The 11,497-nt window shown below is 69.4% G+C and carries 6 protein-coding genes; 4 read left to right on the forward strand and 2 right to left on the reverse strand.

Features of this window, described 5'->3' with window-relative positions:
* Positions 1-329: 329 nt before the first annotated feature.
* From G4D87_RS23910 to G4D87_RS23920, 3 genes are all read left to right on the forward strand, one after another.
* Positions 330-1,730, forward strand: a complete 1,401-nt coding sequence (locus G4D87_RS23910) for a metallophosphoesterase (RefSeq protein WP_163784523.1) — start codon at positions 330-332, stop codon at positions 1,728-1,730.
* 75 nt (positions 1,731-1,805) lie between these two features.
* Positions 1,806-2,429 (forward strand): TetR/AcrR family transcriptional regulator, encoded by a 624-nt coding sequence (locus G4D87_RS23915; protein WP_240358539.1) that lies wholly within the window; start codon positions 1,806-1,808, stop codon positions 2,427-2,429.
* Positions 2,375-3,961 (forward strand): IS1182 family transposase, encoded by a 1,587-nt coding sequence (locus G4D87_RS23920; RefSeq protein WP_163784524.1) that lies wholly within the window; start codon positions 2,375-2,377, stop codon positions 3,959-3,961. Before G4D87_RS23915 ends, G4D87_RS23920 begins: the two co-directional genes overlap by 55 nt.
* A 524-nt stretch (positions 3,962-4,485) precedes the next feature.
* Here the strand turns inward: G4D87_RS23920 and G4D87_RS23925 are convergent.
* Complete coding sequence (locus tag G4D87_RS23925; RefSeq protein ID WP_205507704.1) at positions 4,486-8,988, reverse strand: lamin tail domain-containing protein; 4,503 nt, start codon at positions 8,986-8,988, stop codon at positions 4,486-4,488.
* Between the two features lie 294 nt (positions 8,989-9,282).
* On the opposite strand from G4D87_RS23925, the gene G4D87_RS23930 reads away from it, so the two are divergent.
* Positions 9,283-10,134, forward strand: coding sequence for an ATP-grasp domain-containing protein (locus G4D87_RS23930; RefSeq protein ID WP_176413280.1), 852 nt, complete (start codon positions 9,283-9,285; stop codon positions 10,132-10,134).
* A gap of 7 nt (positions 10,135-10,141) precedes the next feature.
* On the opposite strand, the gene G4D87_RS23935 is transcribed toward G4D87_RS23930, so the two are convergent.
* The coding region (locus G4D87_RS23935; RefSeq protein ID WP_163784526.1) for an alpha/beta hydrolase at positions 10,142-11,497 on the reverse strand (1,356 nt) is incomplete at its 5' end.

The raw sequence follows: 11,497 nt of genomic DNA on the forward strand, positions 1-11,497 counted from the left end.
CATCATGTCAGGGGGCATGGGGGTCTCCTCGAGGAGGGGGGGGCATTCGCGTCAGCCAGGCGGTTCGCCGTTACACGCGCGGCGACCCTTCAGTGGCTTGCGGGCAGGCCGGTGTATACGGCCAACACGCTGTTACTTGTATCGCGAGAACGGCTCAGGCGCTCTCCTGGCTGCATGCCGCAAGTGCATGCGACGCGGGTTCGGGTCGCGATTGCCCCAGCCGCGAACGTCCCGCGCGGATTGATGCGATGTCCGTGTACGAGGCGTTCACATTTCTTCACGCGGCTTGCGTTGCAGCGCGTCGCGCACGGAGCAGGATGGCGCACTGCATGGTCACTGTGCGCTTCGTCCTCTTCGCCCTCGTCACCGCCCCCGCCACGGTCGCCGTCCACGTCTATCTGTACCGGCGCCTCTTCGCGGCCACGTCGGAACACCGCGCGTGGCGGCGCGTGGGCATGGGCGTCATGACGGTGCTGGGGGCACTGATGGTGCTGTCGTGGTCCGTGACGCGCTTCCTTCCCATGGACTCCACCTTCGCCGTGGCCACGGCGGTGTGGACGTGGATGGGCATGGCCATCTACCTGCTGCTCGCGTTCGGAGTATTGGGCGCGACGCGCAAGGTGGCGGCGCGGATGCAGCGCTCGCGCGGTGAGACAGCGGTGGTTGAGTCTCGGGTCGCCGGCACCGCGAACTCGGTGGCCCAGGCGCACGCGGTGGGTGGCTCGGCGCAGGCTGGCGGCACGCTGGCGGCGACTGGCACGGAGTCCATCTCGATGACTCCGGAAGCCATGGCGACAGGCAGACACGGCGCGGCGGCGACGCACGCCGAAGCCGCCCCGGTGGCCATGGCGGAGGGGCCCGTCGGCGCCACTTCCGCGTCCTCAGCCCCGGTGGATGTGGAGCGTCGACGCTTCCTTGCTCGGGCGACAGCCGGCGGAGCGGTGCTGGCCGCGGGCGGCGTGACGGGCTTCGGGATGTGGAGCGCCTTCCACCCACCGGTGGTGAACGAAGTGGCGGTGAAGCTGCCGGGGCTGCCCAAGGCGCTGGATGGCTTCAGCATCGTCCACTTGAGCGACATCCACGTGGGACCCGTCATCCGGCGCCGCTTCATGGACGAGCTGGTGCGCCGCTGCAACGCGCTACGCCCGGACCTGGTGTGCATCACCGGAGACCTGGTGGATGGCCACGTCGCGTCGCTGGCCCCAGCGGTGTCGGCGCTGTCCGAGCTGAAGTCACGCCATGGCACCTACTTCGTCACGGGAAACCACGAGTACTACTGGAGCGACGCGGCCTGGGCGGAGGCGCTGGAGCGCATGGAGGTGCAAGTGCTGCGCAACCGCCACGTGCGCATTGGCGACACGGCCGCGTCATTTGACCTAGTGGGCGTGGACGACTGGTCGGCGGGCAAGACGGGCTTCTCGCAGGGCTATGACCTCGCGGCGGCGACGGCGGGCCGGGATTCCGAGCGGGCCTCGGTGTTGCTCGCGCACCAGCCGTCGAACTGGAAGGTGGCGGCGCGGGAGGGGATGGGCTTGCAGCTCTCCGGGCACACCCACGGGGGTCAGTTCTTCCCCTTCACGCTGGCGGTCTCCGCCATCTGGGAGCATGACGCGGGCTTGTTCACCGAGGGGGACCGGAATCTGTATGTCAGCCGGGGAACAGGCTTCTGGGGTCCGCCGCTGCGCGTCGGAGCGCCACCGGAGATTGTCCGGGTGACACTGTTGGCGTGATGCATAGATTCGCCGGGTATGGCCAGGGAACCTGCCCAGCGAGAGCTGAAACAAGAGCGTGCCGCGCGCACGCGCATGGACATCCTGGAAGCGGCCATCCATCTCTTCGCGAGGCGAGGGTTCCTCGCCACGACGATGGCGGACTTATCCCGCGCCATCCGGATGACCCCCGGAGCGCTGTACTGGCACTTCCCCACCAAGGAAGACCTGCTGCTGGCTGCGATTGAAGAGTTGCACCAGCGCTGCGTGCGCGAGTTCCGGCTGCTGGGGAACTACCAGGAACTCTCCGCGCAAGAGCAGTTCCAGGCCATCTCCGAGCGAGCGCACCTGCTCCTACGCGAGCACCGCGAATACGGCATCTTCTTCGCGATGCTCGCGGCCGAAGCCGCCGATTCCAATGACCAAGTCGCGGAGGCCATCCGGGACAAACTTGCCCTCTACGCGACGACGCTCAAGGACATCATCCGCCATGGGCAGGAAACGGGAGAATTCCGTCAGGACGTGGATGCCCTCCACGCGGCCCACAGCCTACTTGGTGGATTTCTAGAGCGCCGATCAGGTTACGTCGAGGGAGCAGGCAAGCGGCAGAGGATCGACGCGGGCTGGCGCTGCGTGCATAGGTCACCCCCTCAGGGAGGTGGCTCATGGAACGCTGGACGCCGGCTGTGGAGCAGAGCGCACGGGAGCAGCGCCTGCTGAAGCTCGCGGGGAAGAGCAGGAAGCTTTTCGTCTTCCTGCGCGAGCATCGGCACGAGTTGTTCGACGAAGCCTTTCAGGACGAGCTCGAGGCAATGTACCGACAGACGGGCCAGGGGCAAGCGCCGCAGCCTCCCGCGATGATGTGCATGGCGCTGCTGGTGCAGGCCTACACGCAGGCATCGGACGCCGAAGCGGTGTGTCTCTCGGGCACCGACAGCCGATGGCGGATGGTATTGGACCGACTCGGCGCTGACGAGGACGAGCCAGCCTTCTCCCAGGGCGGGCTGCAGCAATTCAGGGAGCGACTCATCGCGACCGAGATGGACCGCCGGCTGCTGGAGCGCACCGTCGAGGTGGCGAAGCGGACGAAGGGGTTCGACTCGAAGAAGACGCCGAAGACGCTGCGAGTGGGAGTGGACAGCCGCCCTTTAGAAGGGGCCGGGCGGGTTGAGGACACCATCAACCTTCTCGGCCATGCAGGCCGCAAGGTGGCCGAGGGCATGGCGCTCGCGCTCGGCACCGACGTCGAGGAGGTGTGTCAGCAGGCCGATGCACCGTTGCTGATGGCCAGCAGCATCAAGGCCGGCCTCGACATCGACTGGAGTGCGCCCGACGCGAAGGTCGACGCACTCAATCGCCTGTGCCGGCAGCTCGACCGCCTCATGGCCTGGGTGGCGAAGCAATCGAAGTCGTGCGTCGCGGCCCCGCTGACGCGCTACATCGAAGCGCTCGCGCAGGTGCGCGAACAGGACCTCGAGCCGCGCCCCGAAGGCGGCGTTCAGATTCGGCAAGGCGTGGCTGCCGACAGGCGCATCTCCATCGAGGACGCCGACATGCGCCACGGGCGCAAGAGCAAGAGCAAGCGCTTCAATGGCTACAAGCAGCACGTCGGCATCGACCTCGACACCGAACTCGTGGTGGCCTGCGCCGTGACACCCGCCAACCGTCCCGAAGAGGAGGCGACGGGCGCACTGCAGGAAGACATGGCCCACCAGGACCTCTATCCCGACGTCCTGCTCGTCGACAGGGCGTACCTCAACAGCACGATGGCCGAGGACGTGCTGGCGAGCGGCGGCGACCTCGTCTGCCGGCCGTGGCGAGGCGCCAGCGCGAAGCCCGGACTCTTCGGCAAGCGCGACTTCAAAATCAATATCCGCGACGGCACCATCACGTGCCCTGCTGGCGAGGTGGAGCCCTTCGAGCCCGGCGCCGTCGTGCACTTCGACCCGGAAGCCTGCGGGCCGTGCAAGCTGCGCCCCAGTTGCACCCAGGCCGCGTCCGGCAAAGGGCGCAGCGTCACGATGGGCGACGACGAGCGGCTCCAAAAGCGCCTCCGCTCACGCCTGAAGACGCGCGCGGGCCGCGCACAACTCCGCGAGCGGGTCGGCGTCGAGCATCACCTGGCACATCTCGCCAACCGCCAGGGCCCGAAGGCCCGCTACTGCGGCACGCGCCGCAACCTTTTTGACCTCAGGCGACTCGCGGTCGTCCAAAACCTTGAGGTCGCCGCGCGCTACCAGCTCGCGGCGTGACCTAACCTGTTCGGCGCTCTAGCGTGACGCGTTGGGACTGAGCGTGAACGGCCTCTTCCGCGTGCAACCATGACCCACCTACGCCATGGCTGATGCCGTCGGAGCAGAGCAACTTTTGCGCCACACACAGATAGAGCATGGCGAGCAACCCACTCGCACTCTCTGTCTGTACACCCTCCCGACGCCGCGCCACACACCTCTGCGGCCAGTTCCCTCGGGTAGCGAAGGATCCGCCATTTCTACGGCCCAGGGGGACCTACGGTTGACTGCGCTGGTGCAGACGCGTTTTCGGAGGCGAGTTGAAGCGCGGCATTTCTGCCCGACTTGCCTCGACAAGCCTGCGTCTCCGGTGAGTGGCATCCTCGGACCGTCCCATTGGATAGACGGCCCGTCTCGTTTAGGAGAAGGGGGACGCCATCACGTCGCCCAAAAGAAGCGGGCGGAACCCCATGAGGGTTCCGCCCGCGATGGACTTCACGGAGACAAGGCCGGCACTTCAGCCCTGCCCCCCGGTTGCCTGACGGCTATGGCTGCTCCGCCGGGCTCTGCGAATTCTGAGGCTGTCGCGAGGCGCGAACGACGAAGTCGTTCGCGTTGTTGTTCGTGTCATGGCCGTTCCCGGCCAGGGCATCCGCCCCGCCCTCCGCCATGGTCTCCGGCGTGGAGTTCGGACGCGCCTTGCGCTCAAGGCTGCCACCCGCTGCCGGGTGGGCAGGAGCTGACTGATCCTCGGGCTGATTCGCCGTGCCGTAGCCCACCTTGTCCACCGTGTTGGGGTCGTCCAGATTGTCCGCCGTGAGATTCGGGCCGATGCGGACGTGGCCGCCGCCCGACGCCGAGGCAGACATGTCAAAACCGTATCCCACATCCTTGGTGACCGTGGCGGTGTAGCCCGTGTTGTGCGCCAGCAGCAGGTACCCGTAGGCCTTGATGACCGTGCCGTCCGGGATGTCCACCGAGCCCGAATAGCTCGTGGTGCTCGCCGCGCTCTTGTACTGGACCTTCCAGCCATTCAGCGTGATGTCCGCGCCCGTCGGGTTGTAGAGCTCGATGAACTCGTCGTTCTGAGCCGTCGCGCCGCGAGCAGAAATCTCACTGATGACGATGTGGTTGACGGCGGGACGGTCCGCGATGGTGATGTCCACCCCGCGCGTGACGCCCGCGTAGGACGCAATCAGTCGTCCCTGGACCTCCTCGTCGCCCGCAGTGAATGTGACGGTGGCCGTCGTCTCGCCCTCCGCGATGCTCACCGTCCCGCTCGACAGCTCGCCCATGCCCGTGGCCGGCTCCAGCGCCACGTCCACCGTGATGCCGCCCGCCTGCGCCGCGCGGTCCAGCATCACGATGAAGACCTGCTGCGTACCAAAGTAAACGGTGGCAACCGACGGCGTCACCGTACTGAGCGTGGGCGGAGGCGGAAGCACCGTGAGCTCGGTGGCCCGGGTGATGCCGTACAGCATGGCGTACACCGTGCCCGTGCCCTCGCCCTGCGCGTCCGCCGTGAAGGTGAACGTCACCTCCGTGGCGCCCGCCGGAATCGTCACGGTGGCCGGCACCGTGCCGTAGTTCGGCACGCCCGCACCCGGCACCACCGCCAACTCCACGACGGTGTCCTGCGCGGCCGAACGGTCCACCGTCAGGGTGAACGTCTGCGTCCCGCCCGCCGGAATCGTCACCGCCGAGGACGGCGACAGGGCCGTCAGCCGCGGCGCATCCTGGTCCAGCGTCACGGTGGCGCTCCCGCTGCTCGCGCCGAGGGTCGCCGTCACCGTGCCGGGCGCGGTGGCCGTGGCCGCCGGGTCCGCGATGAAGGAGAACACCGCCTCCGTGGCGTTCTCCGCCACGGTGAGCACGCCGTCCGCCGGAACGAAGGCGCCAAAGCCCGTCGCCGGATCCACGCTCAGCGCCACCGTCGTGTTGGCGGGCGCCGGACGGTCCAACTGCACGGTGAAGACCACCTCGCCGCCGGGCACCATCGTCACGTCACCCGGGGTGACGCCCACCACCTCGGGCTGCTCGTCGGCACCCAGCACCCGAACGGTGGCCGTCTGCGAGGAGCCACCCAGCGTGGCCGTCAGCGTCACGCTCTGCGCGGGCGCCACCGGCACCACCTGCACCGTCGCGGACGTCTGCCCCGCGGGGATGGTGATGCGGCCGTCCGGCACGCTCAGCGCGTTCTCGTCGGAGGAGGTGATGGTGATGTCGAGCGCCTCCGCGTAGGCGGAGGACAGCGTCACCGTCAGCGCCTGCGGGAAGGTGCTCACCGGCCCCGTGCCACCCAGGCGCACGTAGCCGTCCGGACCGAAGCCCGTCAGCGACGGCGGCGGCAGCGGCATGTCCGCCTGGAAGCGCGGCACCAGCTTGGAGTCGTTGAAGTTGTACGTCAGCACGCCGCGCAGCGCGCCGAAGCGCGTGCCAATGGCCGGCACCGCGTAGGCATAGGCCTGGTCGTCAACCATCAGGCCCGGCTGACCGGCGTCACCGGCCTCGTTCACCAGGAACTGGCCGAACTCGTCCACCGCCGTGTTGACCGCCACGTCGCGGACCTCCACGAGCACGCCTTCCAGCGCGGCGGCGCGCGGGCCACCGGTGCGGATGTCCGCCGTCGTCACCACCACCGGCGCGGGCACCTCGTTGCCGGAGCTGCGCTTGACGTACTTGACCTCGGTCAGCTCGGGCAGGCCGAAGTAGAGGGTCAGCACGCCCGTGTGGATGTCGATGCGGTCACCCACCGCGAGGTCACCCTTGGGCGAGTACACGTAGAGACCGGAGTTATCCACGCTCGTGCCCGAGGGCAGCGGATGCGTCTGCACCCAGTAGCCCAGGGAGCTCGCGCCGCCCTTCACCACGGCGGTGACGACGACGTCGGAGATGGACACCGGCCGGCCCACCAGCGGCAGGTTGCCGTCCACGGGCGTCTTCAGCTCGTGGATGGTGGCGGGGCAGCCCAGGTCGCCCGGGTTCGGAACGCTGGAGCACGCATCACACGCATCGCCCTTGCCGTCGCTGTCCGCGTCCGCCTGGTCCGGGTTGGCCACGAACGGGCAGTTGTCCTGCCACGTCACGATGCCGTCGTGGTCATCGTCACCCACGGTGAACGACGTGCAGGCGTTGCCCTCCTCCAGCGGGCAGGGGTCGCACGCGTCGCCAATCCCATCACCGTCCGAGTCCGCCTGCTTGCCATTGTCCATGGGGCGGATGGGGTTGAAGATGCTGGGGCAGTTGTCGGCGGCGCCCACCAGGCCGTCGCCGTCCGGGTCCGCGGCGCGAACCTCGCCCGTGTAGCTGGTGGAGCTGTTCACGCTGGCCGGCCAGCGCGAGTCCAGCGAGGCGCGGCGGGGCGCGCACACCGGCTCGTTCTCCGGCGTCTCACACGCGAACAGCGGGTACTTGTGCGTGGCCCCCGACGTCAGCGCCGCCAGGTCCTTGCCAATCTCCGACTGGAGGCACACTTCCTTCGAGCTGCCGCACACGTCCAGCGTGTCGCAAGCGTCCGCGCCGCGGAGCCCGGCCATCAGCGCCTGGTCTCCGTAGAGCGGCTTGCCACCGCGCATGGTGAGCACCACGTGCTCGGGGTTGGAGGTGATGACCGCGCGGTGCGGCGAAGCGGCGAAGGTGCGCAGCTGGAAGATGGCCAGGTCGGCCATCTTGCCTTCGGCGATGCGGCCCGTCTTCTCGAACGTGTCCACCAGGTCCGACGCGTTCGACGTCACCATGCGCCACAGGTCCTGGTCGCTGAAGGTCCGCGCGTAGTGCGTGCTGTTGAGGTAGTCCGCGCACTGCAGCTCGCGCAGCAGGTTCATGGAGCCGGAGCGCAGCCAGTCGGTGCCCAGCGCGATGGTGACCCCCTGGTTCTTGTAGGTCGACACCATGGCCGTGTCGCCGTACAGCGAGATGTTCGAGCGGGGCGACCAGATGAGGCCGGTGCCGTTCTCCGCCATGAGGCGAATCTCCTTCGCCGTCAGGCCGATGCCGTGGATGACGGCGGTGCGCGGCTGCATCACGTTGTTCGCGCCCGTGGACAGGCAGAGGAACTCGTTGTGCGCCGCGGTGGAGATGCCCTCGGAGACGTGCGGCAGGTACGCGGCCGAGCGCGGCAGCGAGTCCGTCGTCGGCCTCGAACCGTAGTCACAGCCCGAAGCAATCAGGTTGCCGCTGGTGTCACCCAGCGGGAAGGTGTCGGAGTCCACCACGCCCTCGCCCAGGCCTTCCTGGAGGGCGGTGTTGTTCACGTCCACGTTGCGCAGCAGGCCGGCCTGACCGCCCGCGCCCGCCATGGTGGTGGCGCCCGCCATCATCTGGCGCAGCTCGCCCCAGCGGACGTTGTCCGCGGCGCTGGCCGCGGGGCTGTTGATGCGCGTGTGGCCGTTGCGGCCGGTGCGCCACTCGTGGCGGTGCTCGTAGCGCTCCTCGGTGCCGACGAACGGCTCCATCGGATACGTGATGTGCTCGTGCGGATTCACCAGGCCCGGGGAGATGACCCCTCCGGGGCAGGACACCTGCGTGGCCTCGGCGGCGCCCGCCGCGGCGGAGCAGTCACAGGCGGCGCACTGGATGATGCCCTGCGCGTCCACCAACACCTGGCCGCCCACCAGCGTCTCGCCCTCCTTCAGCACCACGCCCGTGAAGAGGCGCGCGGCGGAGCCGGCCTGCGTCACCGCGCAGGTGGCGCCGTCGGGGAGCGCGGGCGCGTTGGCCGCGGGGCACTGGGTCAGCGTCAGCGCGCAGTTCGCCTGACAGCCATCACCGTCCACCGTGTTGCCGTCGTCACAGACCTCTTCGCCTTCCAGCTTGCCGTTGCCACATACCGCGGCCGGCGGGGGCGTCGGCGTACAGTCGGACTCACAGCCGTCGCCGTCCACCGTGTTGCCGTCGTCGCACTGCTCGCCCTGCTCCACGACGTTGTTGCCGCAGACGGCTTGCGCGCAGCTCGCACCCTCACAACCAGGCTCGTCGCCGCCACATCCGGCATGGAAGAGGAGGACCGCGCCTAGCGCGGCCAGTAAAAAACGTGGGGACATTCGCATCTCGTGGGTCTCCCGGCGGAGCCGGCCGGAGGGAAGGTGACAGGTCCTTGGCACGCGAAGAGCGTACCCCTTGAAACATTTCAGCGACACCTGACCGCACAGGTCCAGTTCCCGAGCGTCCGCGCCCGCGAATGTGCCGTGGAGTACGCCGCCCGCCTCACCTCAGGTGCGGGACGTTCAGTGCCTACCTGTCGGCCTGGCCCGCACCCCGCTTTGACGCACCGCGAGAGCCCTGCGCGGAGGCGCCGCACGCGCTACAAGCCGCGGCAGGTTTCAACATCGGGAGTCCGCGTCATGGACGTCGCCGTCCTCACCTTCGAAGGCCTGCCTCGACTCGACGCGTTCGACGCGTCCCTGCTGCCCGCGCTCGCGGCCCTGGGGGTCGATGCCCGGCCTGTCGTCTGGGATGACCCGGCCATGGACTGGCGCACGGTGCGGCTGGCCCTGGTGCGCAACACGTGGGACAGCCACCTGCGCCGCGACGCCTTCGTCGCCTGGGCGGACAAGGTGGGCCGCCTCACGCGGCTCCACAATCCCGCGCCCGTGCTGCGCTGGAACACGCACAAGCACTACCTGCGCGAGCTGGAGGAGAAGGGCGTGTTGGTGACGCCCACCACCTGGGTGCGCAAGGGCGACACGCTCGAGGTGGGGGAGCTGGCGAGCAGGCACGGCTGGGACGCGGTGGTGCTCAAGCCCGCCGTGTCCGCGGGCGCGCTCAAGACGCACATCTTCCCGCGCGCGGAGGCCCACGCCGCCACCACCCGGCTGGCGGAGTTGACTCGCGAGGGCGACGTCATGGTGCAGCCCTACCTCACCGCCTTCGAAACGGAGGGCGAGCGCAGCTACGTCTTCTTCGACGGTGTCCTCAGCCACGCGGTGCGCCGGCCGCCCACGCTGCTGGACGCGCCGCGCGGCTTCTCCGAGCCCACCGCCTTCACGCCCGAGGACGCCGCCGAGCTGCGGCTGGCGGAGTCCGTGCTGGAGGCGGTGGGCCGCCCCCTGCTCTACGCCCGCGTGGACGTGGCCACCGACAACGCGGGCCAGTCGCGGCTGCAGGAACTGGAGGCCACCGAGCCGCGCCTGTTCCTGTCGCTCGACGCGGGGGCCGCAGACCGGCTGGCCCGCGCCATCGTCGCGAAGCTGTGAGGCCGGACTACAGGCCGCACACCGCCGGGTCCGCGTTGCGGAAGCTGCACAGCAGCTTCGGCAGGCGGCGCTTCCAGAAGAACCAGTCGTGCTCGGCGCTGGGCTCGTTCCAGTGGGCCACGGCGTAGCCGCGACCGCGCAGCGCCTCTACGAGCTGCAGGTTGGACTGGCAGTCGTCCCCACCCGCCTCGCCGTCCCGTGTGCACCCCGCCACGGGCGAGCCGTGGTCCACGTAGAAGCGCACCGGCACCACCGGCTCCTGGCCCGCGCGGACCACCATCGCGTTGCCGTCGTCGCGGTCCACCTCGCCGTCGTGGGGCCAGAACAGCGTGCCGGACTGCGTGCCCACGAAGCCGAACTTCTCCGGCATCTGGAAGCCCGCGTACACGGAGATGAGGCCGCCCAGCGACGCACCGGAGATGCCCGTCTCCTGAGACCCCGTCTTCACGCGCCAGGCCGCTTCCACGCGCGGCATCAAGTCATCGCGGAGGAAGGCGAGGTAGTCATCCCCGCGCGGCGTGGGCCAGCCGGGGGCGCGCGCGGGCGGGAAGGTGTACTGCGCCAGGCGCACGGACTGGTCCGGCAGCGCCACGAAGACGAGCACCGCCGCGTCCGCCGGCCGCGCCGCGTAGTGCGCGTCCGCCGCCTCCGCGAAGGACTCGCGCGTCAGGCTCTCATTGCCGTCATGGAGGTACATCACCGGCAGGGCCGGACACTCCGGCCCGTCATATGCCGCCGGCGTGTAGACGAAGACGTCGCGCGCATCCCCCAGCACCGTGGCGGGCACGCCGTACCACGCGGTGAGCCGGCCCTTCGTGGCGTCCTGGAGCCCCGGGTAGACGAGCGAGTTGAACTGCCCCACGTCGTACCGATTGAGGTTGTCCCACGCGACGTGGCGCGCGCCCGGGTCCGCGATGAAGTCACCGTCCTTCACCAGCTTGTACGGCTGCGGACCGGTGCGCGGCACCTCCACCTCCGCCACGTACAAGTCGGTGTCCCGCACCTGCACCAGGGGCGTGGCCGTGGCGGACCAGCCGTTGAAGTCGCCAGCGACGAAGGTGTCCCGGCCGGCCTCGCCCCGCACGAAGAAGGCCACGCGGGGACGGCCCGCCGCCGCGTCACTCACCAGGGGCCTGCCGCCCTGCTCCTCCACCTCCGCCACGAAGCGGTCGATGGCCTCCGTGCGCTGCGCGGAGGACGTGGCGCGGCTCATCTCCAGCTGCAGCCGGGTGAGCAGCGACAGGGGCGCGTTGTGCACCGTCGTGGTCCGCTGGCAGGCCCAGGGCTCCTGGGTGCCCGCGTCCGGGGGCGTGCCGGCGTCCGGGTACGTCTCCGAGGAGGGAGGCGGCGGCGCGGGGGGCGG

The organism is Myxococcus vastator (genome assembly GCF_010894475.1).
GTDB lineage: Bacteria > Myxococcota > Myxococcia > Myxococcales > Myxococcaceae > Myxococcus > Myxococcus vastator.

Coding starts and splice junctions, on each gene's coding strand:
- G4D87_RS23910 (WP_163784523.1), top strand. CDS start 330: ATGGTCACTGTGCGCTTCGTCCTCTTCGCCCTCGTCACCGCCCCCGCC.
- G4D87_RS23915 (WP_240358539.1), top strand. CDS start 1,806: ATGGACATCCTGGAAGCGGCCATCCATCTCTTCGCGAGGCGAGGGTTC.
- G4D87_RS23920 (WP_163784524.1), top strand. CDS start 2,375: ATGGAACGCTGGACGCCGGCTGTGGAGCAGAGCGCACGGGAGCAGCGC.
- G4D87_RS23925 (WP_205507704.1), bottom strand. CDS start 8,988: ATGCGAATGTCCCCACGTTTTTTACTGGCCGCGCTAGGCGCGGTCCTC.
- G4D87_RS23930 (WP_176413280.1), top strand. CDS start 9,283: ATGGACGTCGCCGTCCTCACCTTCGAAGGCCTGCCTCGACTCGACGCG.